At 67.7% G+C, this 15,924-nt stretch carries 18 protein-coding genes; 5 read left to right on the forward strand and 13 right to left on the reverse strand.

The genetic code is table 11. The features are described 5' to 3' along the window. From QZY44_RS35330 to QZY44_RS35345, 4 genes are all read left to right on the forward strand, one after another. Nucleotides 1-1,270 (forward strand): N-acetylmuramoyl-L-alanine amidase (locus tag QZY44_RS35330; protein WP_365305956.1); only part of this gene is annotated, 1,270 nt, incomplete at its 5' end. Next, on the forward strand, nucleotides 1,263-3,182 hold the full coding sequence (gene mutL / locus QZY44_RS35335; RefSeq protein ID WP_295459103.1) for a DNA mismatch repair endonuclease MutL: 1,920 nt from the start codon (nucleotides 1,263-1,265) through the stop codon (nucleotides 3,180-3,182). The genes QZY44_RS35330 and mutL, both read left to right, overlap by 8 nt. 212 nt (nucleotides 3,183-3,394) lie before the next feature. Continuing rightward, nucleotides 3,395-4,399 carry a tRNA (adenosine(37)-N6)-dimethylallyltransferase MiaA gene (miaA, locus tag QZY44_RS35340; protein ID WP_295459105.1) on the forward strand — a complete coding sequence of 335 codons (1,005 nt, stop codon included), beginning with the start codon at nucleotides 3,395-3,397 and terminating at the stop codon, nucleotides 4,397-4,399. An 86-nt stretch (nucleotides 4,400-4,485) separates the two neighbouring features. Further along, entirely contained in the window at nucleotides 4,486-5,271 is a 786-nt protein-coding gene (locus QZY44_RS35345) for an ankyrin repeat domain-containing protein (protein ID WP_295459108.1), read from the forward strand. A gap of 36 nt (nucleotides 5,272-5,307) precedes the next feature. Here the strand turns inward: QZY44_RS35345 and QZY44_RS35350 are convergent, their stop codons facing one another. Then, nucleotides 5,308-5,607, reverse strand: a complete 300-nt coding sequence (locus QZY44_RS35350) for a hypothetical protein (RefSeq protein WP_295459111.1) — start codon at nucleotides 5,605-5,607, stop codon at nucleotides 5,308-5,310. Here QZY44_RS35350 and QZY44_RS35355 point away from each other — a divergent pair. After that, nucleotides 5,530-6,498, forward strand: a complete 969-nt coding sequence (locus QZY44_RS35355) for a hypothetical protein (RefSeq protein ID WP_295459202.1) — start codon at nucleotides 5,530-5,532, stop codon at nucleotides 6,496-6,498. The two genes, QZY44_RS35350 and QZY44_RS35355, sit on opposite strands and share 78 nt — an antisense overlap. Nucleotides 6,499-6,554: 56 nt before the next feature. Here QZY44_RS35355 and QZY44_RS35360 read toward each other — a convergent pair whose 3' ends face one another. The 12 genes from QZY44_RS35360 to acpP all read right to left on the reverse strand — a co-directional run bounded on the left by QZY44_RS35360 (nucleotide 6,555) and on the right by acpP (nucleotide 15,808). Continuing rightward, nucleotides 6,555-6,764 carry a UPF0175 family protein gene (locus QZY44_RS35360; RefSeq protein WP_295459113.1) on the reverse strand — a complete coding sequence of 70 codons (210 nt, stop codon included), beginning with the start codon at nucleotides 6,762-6,764 and terminating at the stop codon, nucleotides 6,555-6,557. Between the two features lie 183 nt (nucleotides 6,765-6,947). Further along, nucleotides 6,948-7,535 (reverse strand): SUMF1/EgtB/PvdO family nonheme iron enzyme, encoded by a 588-nt coding sequence (locus QZY44_RS35365; RefSeq protein WP_365305959.1) that lies wholly within the window; start codon nucleotides 7,533-7,535, stop codon nucleotides 6,948-6,950. Nucleotides 7,536-8,019: 484 nt separating this feature from the next. After that, on the reverse strand, nucleotides 8,020-8,703 hold the full coding sequence (locus QZY44_RS35375) for a hypothetical protein (RefSeq protein ID WP_295459122.1): 684 nt from the start codon (nucleotides 8,701-8,703) through the stop codon (nucleotides 8,020-8,022). A 171-nt stretch (nucleotides 8,704-8,874) separates the two neighbouring features. Next, nucleotides 8,875-9,258, reverse strand: coding sequence for a hypothetical protein (locus QZY44_RS35380; RefSeq protein ID WP_295459125.1), 384 nt, complete (start codon nucleotides 9,256-9,258; stop codon nucleotides 8,875-8,877). A gap of 142 nt (nucleotides 9,259-9,400) precedes the next feature. After that, on the reverse strand, nucleotides 9,401-10,195 hold the full coding sequence (locus tag QZY44_RS35385; RefSeq protein ID WP_295459128.1) for a TatD family hydrolase: 795 nt from the start codon (nucleotides 10,193-10,195) through the stop codon (nucleotides 9,401-9,403). A gap of 6 nt (nucleotides 10,196-10,201) precedes the next feature. Further along, on the reverse strand, nucleotides 10,202-10,585 hold the full coding sequence (locus QZY44_RS35390) for a PilZ domain-containing protein (protein ID WP_295459131.1): 384 nt from the start codon (nucleotides 10,583-10,585) through the stop codon (nucleotides 10,202-10,204). Between the two features lie 68 nt (nucleotides 10,586-10,653). Then, entirely contained in the window at nucleotides 10,654-11,655 is a 1,002-nt protein-coding gene (gene holB / locus QZY44_RS35395; RefSeq protein WP_295459133.1) for a DNA polymerase III subunit delta', read from the reverse strand. Next, nucleotides 11,652-12,287 (reverse strand): dTMP kinase, encoded by a 636-nt coding sequence (gene tmk / locus QZY44_RS35400; protein WP_295459136.1) that lies wholly within the window; start codon nucleotides 12,285-12,287, stop codon nucleotides 11,652-11,654. The genes holB and tmk overlap by 4 nt, the downstream gene beginning before the upstream one ends. A 15-nt stretch (nucleotides 12,288-12,302) precedes the next feature. Beyond that, nucleotides 12,303-13,319 carry an endolytic transglycosylase MltG gene (mltG, locus tag QZY44_RS35405; RefSeq protein WP_295459205.1) on the reverse strand — a complete coding sequence of 339 codons (1,017 nt, stop codon included), beginning with the start codon at nucleotides 13,317-13,319 and terminating at the stop codon, nucleotides 12,303-12,305. Beyond that, nucleotides 13,319-14,209 (reverse strand): aminodeoxychorismate lyase, encoded by an 891-nt coding sequence (gene pabC / locus QZY44_RS35410; RefSeq protein WP_295459140.1) that lies wholly within the window; start codon nucleotides 14,207-14,209, stop codon nucleotides 13,319-13,321. Before pabC ends, mltG begins: the two co-directional genes overlap by 1 nt. A gap of 25 nt (nucleotides 14,210-14,234) precedes the next feature. Then, nucleotides 14,235-15,473 (reverse strand): beta-ketoacyl-ACP synthase II, encoded by a 1,239-nt coding sequence (gene fabF, locus QZY44_RS35415; protein WP_295459144.1) that lies wholly within the window; start codon nucleotides 15,471-15,473, stop codon nucleotides 14,235-14,237. A gap of 98 nt (nucleotides 15,474-15,571) precedes the next feature. Beyond that, complete coding sequence (acpP, locus tag QZY44_RS35420; protein WP_295459148.1) at nucleotides 15,572-15,808, reverse strand: acyl carrier protein; 237 nt, start codon at nucleotides 15,806-15,808, stop codon at nucleotides 15,572-15,574. Nucleotides 15,809-15,924: the final 116 nt, after the last annotated feature.

Consider the following 15,924-nt stretch of genomic DNA (forward strand, 5'->3'; position numbering starts at 1 on the left):
ACTTCGTCTGAAGCCTGCTGCCCCGTGGAGGCCCGCCGTGACGCCGCTCGTCGCCATCCTGCTGCCGGTCTTGCTGACCCTCTTCACGCCCGTCGCGGTCGCCGCGTCGAGTGCGGTGACGGGTGCCCGCATCACGGCGGATCCGGAGCGCACCAGGCTGGTGCTGGATTTGAACGGGCCGGTCACGCATCAGATTTTTGCGCTCGAGGGACCGGATCGGCTGGTGGTCGACATCGCGGATGCGACCCTGACCGGCAAGCTGCCCAAGGCCGAGGCCGACGACCCGAACCTGGCGGGGCTGCGCAGCGGGATGCGGGAGGGCGATGCCCTGCGCATCGTGCTGGATCTGAAGCGGCCGGTGCGCGTGAAGAGCTTTCCGTTGGCGGCGGACGGCGAGCACCCGCAGCGGTTGATCGTGGAACTGATCCCCAAGGCGGGTGCCAAGGGTGCGCCCGGGGCGGTTGCCGGGGGGCGTGGCAAGGCGGGGCAGCGGGGGCGCGTCCCGCGTACGCTGGTGGTGGCGATCGACGCGGGCCACGGCGGTGAGGACCCGGGCGCGATCGGCGCCCAGGGGACCCGCGAGAAGGACGTGACGCTCGCCATCGCCCGGCGCCTGGCCGCCCTGGTGGCGAAGGAGCCGGGGATGCGCCCGCTGATGATCCGTGACGGCGACACCTTCGTGCCGCTGCGCGGGCGCATTCGGAAGGCGCGCAAGCACGAGGCGGACCTTTTCATCTCCATCCATGCCGATGCCTTCGAGAGCCCGCAGGCGCAGGGCTCATCGGTGTTTACCCTGTCGCGCAGTGGCGCCACCAGCGAGGCAGCCAAGTGGTTGGCTGAAAAGGAAAACAGTGCAGACCGCGTGGGCGGGGTGGATCTCGCGGAGCGCGACGACCAACTCGCGACCGTGCTGCTGGACATGGTCCAGAACGCCGCCCTGGAGCGTAGCGTGCAGGCCGCCGGCGCCGTGCTCAGCAATCTGAGTCGACTCGGCGCCACCCACAAGGGGCGGGTCCAGAAGGCCGGGTTTGTGGTGCTCAAGTCACCGGATATCCCCTCGGTGCTGGTGGAGACGGCCTTCATCAGTAACCCGGACGAGGAGGCGCGGTTGCAGAACGGCGCCGAACAGCAACGCCTGGCGGCGGCCATCATGTCCGGCATCAAGCAGTATTTCCACCGCTACCGCGTGCAGAGCGCGGCGCGTCCCGCGAGCGCCGATGCGGCGCCGGACGCCGATGCCGCGTCCGGCAGCGGATCGGGCAATGGCTGAATCCTTGACTCATCGATTCGCCCTCACCGCCGACCCTAGCGCTGCCCCGATCGCCGCGGCGGCCGAGGTGCGCGTCGCGTCGATCCGCGTGCTGCCCAGCCACCTGGTCAATCAAATCGCTGCCGGGGAGGTGGTGGAGCGCCCGGCCGCCGTCGCCAAGGAACTGATCGAGAACAGCCTGGATGCGGAGAGTACCTGGATCGAGATCGAGGTGGAGGAGGGCGGGAGCAAGCGCCTGCGGGTGCGCGACGACGGGCGCGGTATCCCGCCCGCGCAACTCGCCCTGGCGCTCGCCCGGCACGCCACCAGCAAGCTCAATGATTTGGCCGACCTGGAGGCGGTGGCGACGCTCGGTTTTCGCGGCGAGGCCCTGCCGAGCATCGCCTCGGTCAGCCGCCTCACCCTGACTTCCCGGGCGACGGGGGAGGGCAATGGCCACGCGGTGACGGTGGGGCCGGATGGCACCCCCGGGGAGTTGCGGCCCGCCGCCCACCCTTGGGGGACTACGGTGGATGTGCGCGACCTCTTCTACAACACCCCCGCGCGGCGCAAGTTTCTGCGCACCGACAAGACCGAGTTTGGGCACCTGGAGCAGGTGGTGCGGCGCATGGCACTGGCCCGCCCCGAGGTGGGGGTACGCCTGCGCCACAACGGCCGGGTGGTGTTGGACCTGGCCCCGGCGGGGGCAGACCCGGTGCGCATTCGCGCGCGCCTGGATGCCCTGCTCGGTCAGGGGTTCGGCGAGCAGGCCTTGTGGTTGGATGAACAGGCGGTGGCCCTGCGGCTGTCCGGCTGGGTGTTGCGCCCGGCCTTCTCCCGCGGCCAGGCGGACCAGCAGTTTTTCTATGTCAATGGGCGCATGGTGCGCGATAAACTGGTGACCCATGCGGTGCGCCAGGCCTTCAGCGACGTGCTGCATCAGGCCCGGCACCCGGCCTATGTGCTCTTTCTGGAACTCCCGCCGCGGTTGGTGGACGTCAACGTACACCCGACCAAGCAGGAGGTGCGCTTCCGCGAGGGGCGCCAGGTTCACGACTTCATTTTCAGTGCGCTCAAGCGCCGACTGGCGGCCGGGAGTCTGGGCACGGCGGCTGTCGCCGGGTCCGGGGTGACTCCGGGCCTCACCCAGGCGCCCTTTCCGGCGCCGACCCCGGCGGCATCGGACCCGCGGCTACCGAGAACCGGCACGTCGCCGCAGACCGGTCGTCTGGGGCTGGGTATTGGTGACCGGTCGGCGGGCCTGTATACGGCCGGACTCGACTTTCAGCGCCCGTCTGGAGCCGACACCCCGGCGGCGGCGCCTGACGCGGGGCCGGCAGTCGGAGACGACGCCCCCCTGGGTTTCGCCCTGGCACAATTGAGCGGCATCTATCTGTTGGCGCAGAATGCACAGGGGTTGATCATCGTTGATATCCATGCGGCCCACGAGCGCATCGGTTATGAACGGCTGAAAGCGGCCTGGGGCGCCGGGCGGATCGCGAGCCAACCGCTGCTGGTGCCGGTCTCATTGCATGTCAGCCCGCGGGAGGCCGATCTGTTGGAGGCCCATCGGGAGGTCTTGGCGGCTCTGGGGCTTACGGTCGACCGGCTGGCGCTGGGGACGCTCACGGTGCGCGAGGTACCGGCGCTGCTGCGCGATGCCGATGCGGAGCGCCTGGTGCGCGACCTGCTCTCCGACTTGGCGGTGCATGGGCAGTCCGAGCGGGTGAGCGAGGAGGTCAATCGCGTGCTGTCGACCATGGCCTGCCACGGGGCGGTGCGGGCCAATCGGCGCCTGACCCTGGACGAGATGAATGCCTTGCTCCGCGCCATGGAACAGGTGGAGCGGGCCGATCAATGCAACCACGGCCGACCGACCTGGGTCCAGTTGAGCCAGGGTGAACTGGATCGGCTGTTCTCGCGGGGCCGGTAGCCGCAGTACGCCAGTCATCCTGGAGCGCGTCGTTGTCACGCCAAGGCGCCAAGCTCGCCAAGGTTTTTCAGTGCGCGATCGGCGTTGGGCCGTTCACCCGGCGGGTGATCCGGTGACTTCACCTACTCCATTTTCTTGGCGAGCTTGGCGAGCTTGGCGCCTTGGCGTCAGCCATTGCCGGATTTCAGATGATGGACCGATCCTTCAGATGTATGCAGTCTTCAGATTTGGACGCGGGCAGTGCCCCGGACACCCGTCCGCTGGCCATCTTGCTGATGGGCCCTACCGCCGGCGGTAAGACCGCGCTGGCGGTGGAACTGGTGCGACGCCTGCCGTGCGCCATCATCAGCGTGGACTCGGCCATGATCTACCGGGGCATGGACATCGGCACCGCCAAACCGGGGCCGGCGGTGCTCGCGCAAGCGCCCCATCGGTTGATCGATATCCTGGACCCCAGCGAGTCTTATTCGACCGCTTGTTTCCGCTCCGACGCCCTGGCAGCCATGGCCACGATCACTGCCGGGGGTGGCATCCCCTTATTGGTGGGGGGTACCATGCTCTATTTTCGGGGGCTGCAGCAAGGGCTGGCCCCCTTGCCGGAGGCGGACCCGGGGGTCCGTGAGGGCCTGCTCGATGAGGGGCAGCGCCTGGGCTGGCCGGCCATGCATGCCCGATTGGCCATGCTGGACCCGGTCACTGCCGCTCTGGTCCACCCCAATGACCCCCAGCGCATCCAACGCGCGCTCGAGGTCCACGCCATCACGGGTGAGCCCATGAGCGCGCTGATCCGGCGTGCCCGCGCCGACGGCGGCGCTCTGCCGTATCGGTTGCTCAAACTGGTGCGGGCGCCGACTGACCGGCAGATCCTGCATGAGCGGATCGCGCAGCGCCTGCGCGGGATGCTGGATGCCGGTCTGATCGAGGAGGTCGCGGCGCTGCGGCGGCGCGGTGATCTGACGGCCGACCTGCCGTCTATGCGCTGCGTGGGTTATCGGCAGGTCTGGCAGTTCATCCAGGGTGAGTATGGCCGCGATGAGCTGCTGTACCGCGGCACCGTCGCCACCCGGCAACTGGCGAAACGCCAGTTCACCTGGTTGCGCGCCGAGACGGGTTGCCATTGGTTGGCCGACGATGCGGCCGCACTCCCGCGGGCCTTGGAGCTGATTGCGGCCGAGCTCGGCGATGAGCCTATGGGGAGCCAACCGCGTATATCATGATCGAGTTCAAGCAGGGGAAACTCACAGCAGACAACGAGCAACTACGCTCCTGTCAATAGCCAAGTATCTGATAGAGAAAGCGAGCGATGAAATATCCGATATTCGAGCGCATGGGCCAACATTACCCTGTCCATCTCGAGACCCAATTCGACCGCATTCTGAGTAAGATCGCAGAACTCTGGAATACCCCAGAACTCCATGATTATTTCTCAGACCTCCTGATCGACAAGCGGTCCGGACGCAAGGGCTTTCCCGCGGAGGTGATGGCGGATCTGATGCGGGTTTGGGAGTTTCGCCGACTGGAGAACTTTCGCGCCGCGGAGCGCAAGGCGGATGCCGTAAGACAGCTCGAGGCGTCCGAGATCGCGATGACGAAGGCCAATTTTTTTCGGGCCTTTGAAGCCGGCGATAAGCAGGTGATCGATTTGTTCGTGCGGGCAGGCATCAAACTGCCGGCCGAGGATGAGGACGGGACCCCGCTACTACTCTCCGCCCTAAAGCGCGGCCTGACCGTCATTGCGACGATCATACTGGACGCCAGCGTCGATGTGAATGTGCGGGACAATCTCGGGTTGACGCCACTGCTGATCGCCTGCGGTAAGCCGATCGCGGGCTACCAGATCATCGCGGAGAAGTTGATCGCGAAGGGGGCCAACGTCAATGCCCGCGACGGGCTCGGCAATACGCCGCTGCTGCTGGCGCTGACCGGCGGCATGCTCGACATCGCCCGCCTCCTGATTCTCAATGGCGCCAATGTGTCCGCCCGCTCCCGCACCGGCGAGTCCCCGCTATCGGTGGTCATGAAGAATTACCGTGGCGCCGAGGCGACCGAGATTGCCGAATTGCTGGTGAGCCGTCACGCGGTCGAGTGATGATGATCCAGAGTCCGGAAATGACTTGTCCGGAAATCACTCGTTGCGGTTCTGCCCGACCCGGGTGACCCTGCACCGCAAGCCGAATGCCGCCATGCCCCAGCCGATCCGACTCCTGCAGCTGTCCGACATCCACTCGACACCGCCTGGCTGCCCGCCTATCTCGGCGAGTGCGCCCGCGACGCCAACCAGAATCTCAACGCGGACGACTTCCGCCGCCTGCTCGACGCCGGCCAGGTCCTGATCCTGCTGGATGGCCTGGACGAGGCGCCCGACCGCCTCCAGCGCGAGCGCGCTGTGCGGCGCATCGAACGCCTGGCCCAGGCCTGGCCACACTGCCCGCTCGTCGTTACCAGCCGCCCGGCGGCCTACCAGGACAAGGCGGTGTTGGCCGGCTTCGCCCACACCACCATCGAGGCACTGGACGGCCCCGCCATCGACGGCTTCCTCGCCCGCTGGAGCCGTGCGCTGTTCCCCGAGCGGCCGGACCGCGCCGAGTCACACCACCGGGAACTGGTCGCCGCGCTCGCCTCCCGCCGCGAGATCCGGCTGCTGGCCTGCAACACCGTCATGCTCACCGCGCTGGCCGTTGTGCATTGGAACGACAAGCGGCTGCCCGAGCAGCGCGCGGAGCTCTACGAGTCAATCATCCGCTGGTTGATCGAGGGGCGCGAGCAACGCCCCGGCCGGGAGAAGTCCCAGCGTTGCCGCCAACTGCTGGCGGACCTCGCGCTCGTCATGCAGACCGCCCCCAAGGGCCGACAGGTGCAGGTGACCCGCCGCTGGGCGGCCGAACGCATCGCGCACCGCTTCGAGCGGGGTCTGGATTCAAGCGATCCCATCGAGCGCGCCGAAGGCTTCCTGGCCGCTGAGGAGATCGACAGCGGCGTCCTGGTACGCCGCGGCCACCAACTGCGCTTCTGGCACCTGACTTTTCAGGAATACCTCGCCGCCCAGGCCCTGGCCGGCCGACCGGACGCCGAGCGTGCCGAGTTGCTCCTGACCGCCGCGCCCGCGGGTACGCCCGCGCTCTATCGCCCGGAGTGGCGCGAGGCCGTCCTGTTGCTGGCGGGCGTGCTCTACCTGCAAGGCGAGGATAAGGTGGAGGGACTGTTCGCCGCCGTGCTGGACCGGCTCGGTCCCGCGCCGACCCTGGCGGATCAGGCGCGCGCCGCCGGGCTGCTGGGCGCCCTGGTGCGGGACCTGGCCCGAATGGCGCTAAGTTAAGTCCAACCGACTGAAAAGCTTGGGGCTGACTCGCAAGGGTGGTAGGCTGAAAGTTGCTAAACCCAACCGCCTCCCCTGCAAGCCAACCCCCATGCATCGTAACCAGGGGTCAAGCCGGCGATCTCGGCCGCCCGGCCCTGAGAGATGCGCTCTAGCTCATACCACTTGACCGCCGCGGCCACGCGCATTTCCTGCGCGAACTCCGCGGGGGCCTGATGTAGGGTGGAAAACGCCGACTCGGGTATGTCCAGGGTCAATTGGGTCATCTGGGGCTACTGTGCTGGCGTGTGCGGACGCCGGAATTGCGGGAACGGAACGCGAGGGTTCCGAATCCCGGGGCTCGGATAAGAGTCTATCGTTGCCAACCCGGTCGCGCCACAGGTGCCTGAGCGCCCTCCTACTCACGGTCAAGCCCCGCTTGGGCACGAGATCCTGCGTGGATCAATGGGTCAAAGCTGGCGGGGAGCGGCCAGGACACAGCGCAACCCAATGAACCTGAACCGGTTCTCGGGCTCGTCCCTGAGCCGGAACGAGGAGCGCAGGCCCCTGGACCCAACGGAGAAGGCACCGCCGCGCAGCACGCGAGACGCACCGGGTTTTTGCTTGTCCACTGAATAGAAACTGTCGCACCACTCCCAGACATTGCCGGCGAGGTCCTCAATGCCGAGCGGCATCTGACGTGAGCGGGGGAAAAGCCCCACCGGGGAGGTCACCCCGAGACCGGCCTCAGCGCTGTTGCAGATCCTGTCCTTCCAGTCGCCACCCCAGGGGTACTCGTAACCCTGGGGTCCGCGCGCGGCGGCTTCCCATTCCCGCTCGCTGGGCAGGCGCCCCCCGGCCCAGCGGGAAAAGGCGTCTGCCTCCCAGAAGGAGACGCCCACCACCGGCTGGTTGGCGGTGTTGAAGCGGCTGTCCCGCCAATACGCCGGCAGACTCACGGACTCGGTCTCGCGCCAGGCCCAGACGTCCGCGGACCACCAGCGCGGCTCCCGGCAGGTTGAGCCCCTTGCGCGTGAGCATCTCGATCCAGTCGGCACAGACCACCGCGGGTGCGGGGTTAGCGCGGACCGCGGCGCGGTCCTGGGTCGCGAGCAGGTCGCGGGCGGCGTCCAGCGCCCACTGCTCGCCGTTGCGCTTCAACATGCGACCGAACAGGAAGCTCAGGGTGAGCCGCCACTCGGGGACCGGGGCACGCGCGGCGACGACGGCCGTGAACCAGTCGGGCTCACGGCGGGTGCGGGCCAGGTGCTCGGCAGCCAGGAACTCCTGGACGCTCAGGTGGTAGAAGCCGGCCTCGCCGCTCCCGCGGCCGAGCAGCAGGCCGGAGCGCGAAAGCAACTCGTCGCGGCGCCCGGCGGCGGCGGTGGTCCCCGCCTCGGTGGCAGGGGTTGAGGTCGGCATAGTCGGTCAGGAGGCGCTCCACCTCCTCGCCCTGGGACGGGTCGGCGGCGGCGTACCAGCGGCGGATGAAGAGCGACTGGAGCCCCGCGTGGAGCGCGGCCAGCAGCGCCTCGGGCAGGTTCAGGCGGCGCAGGTCCTCGGGCCTGAGGCCATAGGGGCGGCTGGTGACCAGCAGGCGGTTGCCGACCCGGGTCCAATCGTCCAGCCCGTGCGAGAGCGCGTTGAGCAGGCAGGCGCGCGGGCAGGTCTGCCGGCGCCGGGGTCACCGGGGCAATAGAGTGACGCTTCGCCCAGGCGCCCGAGCAGGAGTTCGTGTTGCGGCCGGTCGTCTGGCCGTCCGTCCGGCGTGCCTTGGTCCGGCGGTGCGGCGGCGTGCCTGGCGGGCGTGATGGCGGGGACATAGACCTGACTGAGCTGGGTGGAGTGTTGTGCCTGGACATCCAGACCCAGGAGCTCGACCGATTCGTACTGGCGGCGCAGCCAGTCCAGATAGTCGGGGGGCACGGCCGGCGCTTGGGTCGCGGGTGCGACCGAGCCCGGGGTCGTCTTGGGGGCCAGCGTGAAATCGGCCTGGCCCTCGGGGCAGCCGGGTTGGTTGCTGTCGATCTGCCAGGCGCCCTTGACCCAGGTGCGAAACCGCACCCGCACCCGCCGCGGTTCGGGCCACAGTTCGATCCACTGGAAGGCGTTGGGGTGGCGACTGCCGTCGTAGATACAGCCGGCAGCTAGTTCCAGGCAGGCGCGGGCCGGATCGGGCGGCCGGATGTAGGCCGCCTCGCCCTCGTGCAGGTGTCCGCGCAGCACGAGATCCCGGTTCAGGTGGATGGCCTGGCCTGGCGCGACGCGTAGTAGAAGGCGACCTAGGCGTCGTGACGCCGCAGCAGACCCTGCCGCTCGTGGTGGTCCCGCAAGAGGTCGGCGACTGCCTCATGGGACCGCTCATCGAGCAGACCGTCCTGCATGAAGCGCACGCCCTTACCGACCAGGCCCCCCGATCCGCGTCGTGGTTGCCGGGCACCAGCAGCAGAGAGTCCCGTACCAGCGCTGGCGCGGATGGGAGCGACAAGTTAAGATGGCAATTACTGCACCAAGAAAGTCCCGTACCAGCGCTGGCGCGGATGGGAGCGACAAGGCTGGCCATAACTGACCCTCGAGCCAGGCGCGCGCCAGTGCATACTCCTCGGCCTTACCCGCAAAGGCCAAGTCGCCGGTGATGACCACGAGGTCCGCGGTTAGACCCGCGCTGACCTCACTGGCGATGAACCGCGTCAGCGCGGCCAGCACCGGGTCCGAGTCCCACGCCGTGCCGGCGCGCACATGGATGTCGGACAGATGTAGGAGGCGAATCGGGTCGTTCATGGGTGCACAGGGCCGGGGGGGATGCGGGGGCGCCGCACCCCAGTACGGCCCGGTCTCGCGGCAACAGGCAATGCTGCGGTCGTGTGCGAGGCTTCGCCGCACTGGGGTGCGGCGCTCCCGGCCGACCTACACCATCTGCACATCAAGGCGGAGTGAGGCGTGAGGGCGGCGACCCGAACAAACGGAAGTAGTTCTCGCTGGTGACCCGTGCCAGTTCTTCCACCGGTATCCCGCGCAGCTGGGCGATGCAGGCCGCGACCTGCGCGACGAAGCGGGGTTCGTTGGGCTTGCCCCGATGGGGGGCGGGGGCGAGATAGGGTGAGTCGGTCTCGATCAGTAGCCGCTCCAGTGGCACCTGGCGGGCGACCTCGCGCAGCGGAGCGGCGGCCTTGAAGGTGACGATGCCGGAGAAGGAGACGTAAAAGCCCAGGTCAAGGCCCTGGCGGGCGGTCTCCCAGTCCTCGGTGAAGCAGTGCAGCACCCCGCCGACGGCGTCTGCCCCTTCCTCACGCAGGATGCGGATGCAGTCCTGCCGTGCGTCGCGCATGTGAATGATGAGCGGCTTAGCGCAGGTGCGGGCGGCGGCGATGTGGGTCCGGAAGCGCTCGCGCTGCCATTCCAGGTCGCCCTCGCTGCGGAAATAGTCGAGTCCGGTCTCGCCGATGGCGACATTGCGCGGGTCGGCCGCCAGTGCCACCAGGTCGGCGACGGATGGCGAGCCGCCCGCCGACTCATTGGGGTGGACGCCCACCGACACCGCGACCTGCGGGTAGGGGGCGATCAGCGCGCGCATGGCGCCGTAGCGCGGCAGGTCGATGGAAACGCACAGCAGGTGCGACACCCCGGCCTCCCGGGTGGCCGCCATCAGTCGGGCGAAGTCGCCCGCGTAAGGGGTCAGGTCGACCCGGTCGAGGTGGCAGTGGGAGTCGATGAGCATGGTGTCCTACATGGTATGCGTCGGCCGCTCGGAGGTGAGCAGACCGACTAAATATTCCTCGATTTTGCGCCGCGCCACGCCCTTGTCCTGCTCGCTGAATTGCACGCCCACCCCCACCGCCCGGTTGCCCTCGGCCCCGGGCGGAGTGACCCAGATCACCTTGCCGGCGACCGGGATGCGGTCGGGCTCCTCCATCAACTGGAGCAGCAGGAAGATCTCGTCCCCCAGTTGGTAGCGTTTGGTGGTGGGGATGAAGAGCCCGCCATTGCGGATGAAGGGCATGAAGGCGGCGTAGAGTGCGGCCTTGTCCTTGATGGCGAAGCTCAGGATACGCTGCTGGCCGCCGACGGAGCCGCTCATCGGTCCATTCGGTGTTAGGGGGGTACTCATGAGGCGCGCTCCTTGTTGATGTTCTGTGATCGGCCGGTGGGACGACCGCTGCCATGGCCCCGCGGTGCTCAACGCTGGCCGATGCGGGCCCATTCGATCAGTAGTGACTCCATTTGCATCAGCGGATTGAGGCTGCTCTCCACCAGTCCCCTGGCCTCGAAGACGCGGCGCAGTAGTCGATGGGCGGCGCCGGGGTCGATGCGGTCGGCGAGCCCGCGCAGCGGTGCTGCGAGCCCGGGGTCGGCGAGCCGCGGTGGCGCGGGCGAGACCGCCAGTCGCAGCAAGTCGCACAGCGAGCTTGCCAGACAATCCAATGATAGCCGTGCACCGAGCGCGTTCCAAGCCGCGGCCGCGGCCACCGGGTCGAGTTCGCCGCGGCCGATGCCGATGAAGCCGCGCACCAGGGTCTCGCGATTGTCCAGGGTGGCCTGGTCAAATGCATCCAAGGCCCGCAGTGGGGCACCGTAGGCCAGGCGCAGCCGCACGGGTGCCGCCGCGCCCAGCCGCGGGGTCAGCCACGCCAGCGCCTGATCCTGCGGCGGGACCGCGAGTTTGAGCAATTGGCAGCGGCTGCGGATGGTCGCCGGCAGCCGGCCGGGCTGCTCGGCGATCAGCAGCAGCAGAGTGTTGCCCGCGGGCTCCTCCAGGGTCTTTAATAGCGCGTTGGCGGCGGCGGCGTTCATCCGGTCCGCCGGGTCGATCAGCACCAGCTTACGCGTCCCGCGTACCGGGGTGAGGGCCGAGCGGTCGGTCAGTTCGCGGATGGCATCGATTGCGATCTCCCCGGACTTGGACTCCGGGTCGGGTGTCACCCGCCGCCAGTCGGGGTGACTGCCGGCGGCGTTCAGGCGACAGTCCGTGCAAGTGCCGCAGGGCAGTGCGGCCGGCCCCGGGGTGCGACAGAGCAGCGCGCGGGCGAACAGATCGGCCAACCGGCGCTTGCCCAAGCCACGGGCGCCGACGATCAGCAGCGCATGCGGCAACCGGTCGATCGCCAGCGCCTGCTGCAGTCGCGCCCAGTTCGGCTCCAGCCAGGGTAGCAGTTCGTTATCGACTGGGGCTTGGGTCATGCGCAACGCTCATCCAGTGCCGCGACGCTGCGGGTCACCGCCGCGGATACCTCGCCGAACGGGCGGGTCGTATCCAGTACCCGATAGCGCCCCGGATCGGCGGCGGCCCGGCTGAGATAGACCGCGCGGGCGGTGTCGAAGAAGCTGAGGCGTTCCGCCTCGAAGCGGTCCGGTTCGCTGCGCCCGCGCGCCCGCGCCAGTCCAAGCGCCGGGGGCAGGTCAAAGACAAGGGTCAGGTCGGGCCGCAGCGCCCCTTGGACCAGGTCTTCGAGCACTGCGATGCGGCTCGGATCGATGCCGCGGCCGCCGCCCTGATAGGCATAGGTGGCATCGGTGAAGCGGTCGCACAGGACCCAGGTGCCCGCGGTCAACGCCGGGGTAATGACCTGGGCCAGGTGTTCGGCGCGCGCGGCGAAGACCAGCAAGAGTTCGGCGGTCCCGTCCATGCCGGTGTTGGCCCGGTCGAGCAATAGGGCACGGATACGCTCGGCGATCGGCGAGCCTCCCGGTTCGCGGGTGGTGATCACCGTGAGACCGCGCGCGCGCAGCCAGTCGGCCAGGGGCGCGATCTGTGAGGACTTGCCCGCCCCCTCGATCCCCTCAAAGGTAATGAGACGCCCGCGTTGACTCATCCTGGGTTCCGCACTCTAGGGTCCCGGTTGGCTTGGAGCCTTGTGGAGTTGATATTCACGTACCGCCCGGTTGTGTTGCTCCAGGGTAGCGGAGAAGACGTGTCCGCCGTCGCCCCGTGCGACGAAATAGAGGCTGTCACCCGCCGCCGGGTGCAGGGCGGCGTGGATCGCGGCGCGGCCGGGCAGCGCAATGGGGGTCGGCGGCAGCCCGGTGATGACATAGGTGTTGTAGGGGGTGGCCTCCCGCAGGTCCGCGCGGCGCAGATTGCCGTCGAAGCGCTCCCCCATCCCGTAGATCACCGTCGGATCGGTCTGGAGCCGCATCCCGGCGTTCAGTCGCCGCACGAAGACCCCGCCGATTTCCGGGCGCTCGGCGGCTAGACCGGTCTCCTTTTCGATGATCGAGGCGAGGATCAGGGCCTCATAGGGGGTCTTGAGCGGCAGCCCGGTGGCCCGCCCATCCCATTCGCCGGCGAGCACCTGATCCATGCGTTGCAGGGCGCGGCGCAGCACATCCACCCCGGTAGTGTGTCTGGGGAAACTGTAGGTGTCCGGGAAGAAGCGTCCCTCCGGGTGCTTCCCGGGGTGACCCAGGGCGGCCATCAGTGACTCATCGGTGGCTGCGGCGAGGTCGTCACCGAAGTGGCCATCGGCCAGGATCGCCGCCACCGCCTGGCGGAAGGTCCAGCCCTCCACCACGGTGATGGGATATTGAATCACCCGCCCTGACACCAGTCGATCAAGGACCGCGCCCGGGGTCATGCCTTGGGTCAGCTCGAATTCGCCGGCCTTGAAGCGGGCGCCGTCGCGGCGTTGATGGGCGAGCAGGAGCAGATAATAGGGGTGGCGGATGAAACCGCGGGCGGTCAGTGCGTCCGCGATCTGGCGGGCGCCGTTGCCACGCTGGACCTCGAACACCACCGTCGGCTCGCTGATGCGCACCGGTGCGGCGATGAAGCGCTGGTAGTCGAGCCAGACCCCACCCGCCAGGATGCCCACACCCAGTAGGAGTGCGGCGAGTGCAGATCGCATCATCGCTTCGGCCACTCCGCGACCTGGGCCGCCGCGCCGACGGCCTTGAGCAGGCTCCAGGGCAGACGTCCCAGGTCATAGTCGCGCCCGTCCAGCCGACGGATCGGCCAGACCCCGATCAGCGAATTGGTCAGAAAGAGTCCTGGCGCTTCGCGCAGTGCGCGGGGCGGCAGGTCCCGCTCCCGGCAATCGAGCCCCTGACGGCTGGCCATCTCCAGCGTCAGTGCGCGCACCGTGCCGGCGATTCCGGCCAAGTCGAGGACCGGCGTCAACAGGGTCGTACCGGTCCAGAGAAACAGGTTGGTCATGGTCCCGCCGATCACTTGCCCATCTTCCCGGAGCATCAACCCCTCTGCAATCTGCGGATCGGTCCACTCGGCGCGTGCCAGCACGCTATCCAAGCGATTGAGATGTTTGATTCCCGCCAGTGTGCGATTCTGGGAGGTGCGAGTCAGGCAAAAACGTACACTGACACCGTCCGTGCCCCAGTCCTCTGGCCAGGTGGGGAGCGGGTAGAGCAGCAGGGCGCGGCGTGGTTGTGGGTCCGCGCATGGGCCGTAGCCACGTCCGCCAATTCCCCGGGTCATCAGGATCTTGAGTACCGCCGTGTCGATTCCCTGGAGCAGGTTGCGGACCTCGTCCTCGAGGCGCTCCAGCGGTGGTGCGGGTATGCCTAAACGGGCGCAGCCAAGCGTCAGGCGGGCCAGGTGCCTGGGCCACTGGCAGGGTTTTCCATCACGGATGAGGACGGTCTCGAAGAGACCGTCGCCATAGGTGAGACCCCGATCCCAGATCGGCACCAGGTCCGCCCCGGCCCCATCGATCAGGACCCGGAGCGGTCCTGTATCGGTCGGGGGGGCGGTTGTCGTCGTTCCCTCGCATGGGGCCATCTGTACCCTCAGGCCCGCGTCCAGGTTAGGGACGACGGAAGATCAGGGTCCCGTTGGTCCCGCCGAAACCGAAGGAGTTGCTCAAGGCCACGTCGATGCGCATCTCGCGCGCCGTGTTGGGGACGTAGTCGAGATCACAGTCCGGATCGGGGGTTTCGTAGTTGATGGTGGGCGGCGCGACCTGATCGCGGAGCGCCAGGATGGTGAAGATGGCCTCGGCCCCACCGGCCGCGCCAAGCATGTGCCCGGTCATGGACTTGGTGGAACTCACCGCAACTTGATAGGCCAAGTCGCCGAAGGTCCGCTTGATGGCCATGGTCTCGGCCGCGTCGCCGGCCGGGGTGGAGGTGCCGTGGGCGTTGATGTAGTGGACCTGATCGCGGTTGACGCCCGCATCGCTCATGGCCAGCAGCATGCATTCGGAGGCACCTTCGCCATTCTCCGAGGGGGAGGTCATGTGGTAGGCGTCGGAGTTCATCCCGACCCCGATCAGTTCCGCATAGATCGGCGCGCCGCGGGCGACCGCCCGCTCGTACTCCTCCAACACGACCACGCCGGCCCCGTCGCTCAACACGAAACCGTCCCGCTCCTTGTCGAATGGCCGGCTGGCGCGCTCCGGGTCATCGTTGCGGGTGGACAGGGCGCGGGCCGCGGCGAAGCCACCCAAGCCGACCGGGGAGGTCGCCATCTCGGCGCCGCCCGCGATCATGACGTCCACGTAGCCGTGGCGAATCATGATGGCCGCCTCACCGATATTGTGACTGCCGGTGCTGCACGCGGAGACGATCGAGTAGTTCGGTCCCTTGAGTCCGAACTTGATCGAGAGATCGCCTGCGACCATGTTGATAATGTTAGCCGGCACGAAGAACGGCGAGATCCGCCGCGGCCCCTTGGAGCGATAGGCCTCGTAGTTGTTCTCGATGCCGGTGATCCCGCCGATGCCGGAGCCGATGGCCACCCCGATGCGTCGACAGTTGGACTCGTCGATGACGAGGCCGGAGTCGGCGATGGCCTGGCAGCCGGCTGCCATGCCATAGTGGATGAATTTGTCCATCTTCTTGGAATCCTTTTCCGAGACATAGACGGTCGGATCAAAGCCGTAGATCGGACCGCCGAAGCGCGTACTGAACGGCCCCACGTCGAAGTGGGTGATCGGCTTGATTCCGCTCCTGCCGGCAAGGATATTGCTCCAGGACGATTGGACGTCCAAACCTACCGGCGCCACCAAACCCAGTCCGGTGACCACGACCCTTCTGACTGTCATTACCTACCCCTCTTGCTCGGAATGACCTGACGGGCAAGCGCCGCACGCGAAGTCCTTATCATCGGGCGGCGGCCGTTCCGTCATCGAAGCAGCGCGCCTCAGGCAAGGTGCTCGTTGATGTAGTTGATCGCTTGCTGCACGGTGGTGATCTTCTCCGCGTCCTCGTCAGGGATCTCGGTCTCGAACTCCTCTTCGAGGGCCATCACCAGTTCTACGGTATCGAGGGAATCCGCGCCAAGATCGTCGACGAAGGAGGCCTCGAGGGTCACCTCTTCTTCTTTGACGCCTAACTGCTCGATGACGATCTTCCGAACTCGCTCTTCAACGCTGCTCATGAGTCTGAATCCTCCGAAAGGCAAAAGACGGCCCGGGGCGGGCCAGACGGTATTCTAGTGACAATCGACGGGCGATGAAAGCCGATAACGGCGCCCAGGCCAATCAATTAACCAGA

Source organism: uncultured Thiodictyon sp., assembly GCA_903837595.1.
Classification (GTDB): Bacteria; Pseudomonadota; Gammaproteobacteria; order Chromatiales; family Chromatiaceae; genus Thiodictyon.

Excerpts from the sequence above, each read along its gene's own strand:
- mutL (WP_295459103.1), top strand. The coding sequence starts at position 1,263 with ATGGCTGAATCCTTGACTCATCGATTCGCCCTCACCGCCGACCCTAGC.
- miaA (WP_295459105.1), top strand. The coding sequence starts at position 3,395 with ATGCAGTCTTCAGATTTGGACGCGGGCAGTGCCCCGGACACCCGTCCG.
- QZY44_RS35345 (WP_295459108.1), top strand. The coding sequence starts at position 4,486 with ATGAAATATCCGATATTCGAGCGCATGGGCCAACATTACCCTGTCCAT.
- QZY44_RS35360 (WP_295459113.1), bottom strand. The coding sequence starts at position 6,764 with ATGACCCAATTGACCCTGGACATACCCGAGTCGGCGTTTTCCACCCTA.
- QZY44_RS35380 (WP_295459125.1), bottom strand. The coding sequence starts at position 9,258 with ATGAACGACCCGATTCGCCTCCTACATCTGTCCGACATCCATGTGCGC.
- QZY44_RS35385 (WP_295459128.1), bottom strand. The coding sequence starts at position 10,195 with ATGCTCATCGACTCCCACTGCCACCTCGACCGGGTCGACCTGACCCCT.
- QZY44_RS35390 (WP_295459131.1), bottom strand. The coding sequence starts at position 10,585 with ATGAGTACCCCCCTAACACCGAATGGACCGATGAGCGGCTCCGTCGGC.
- holB (WP_295459133.1), bottom strand. The coding sequence starts at position 11,655 with ATGACCCAAGCCCCAGTCGATAACGAACTGCTACCCTGGCTGGAGCCG.
- tmk (WP_295459136.1), bottom strand. The coding sequence starts at position 12,287 with ATGAGTCAACGCGGGCGTCTCATTACCTTTGAGGGGATCGAGGGGGCG.
- mltG (WP_295459205.1), bottom strand. The coding sequence starts at position 13,319 with ATGCGATCTGCACTCGCCGCACTCCTACTGGGTGTGGGCATCCTGGCG.
- pabC (WP_295459140.1), bottom strand. The coding sequence starts at position 14,209 with ATGGCCCCATGCGAGGGAACGACGACAACCGCCCCCCCGACCGATACA.
- fabF (WP_295459144.1), bottom strand. The coding sequence starts at position 15,473 with ATGACAGTCAGAAGGGTCGTGGTCACCGGACTGGGTTTGGTGGCGCCG.
- acpP (WP_295459148.1), bottom strand. The coding sequence starts at position 15,808 with ATGAGCAGCGTTGAAGAGCGAGTTCGGAAGATCGTCATCGAGCAGTTA.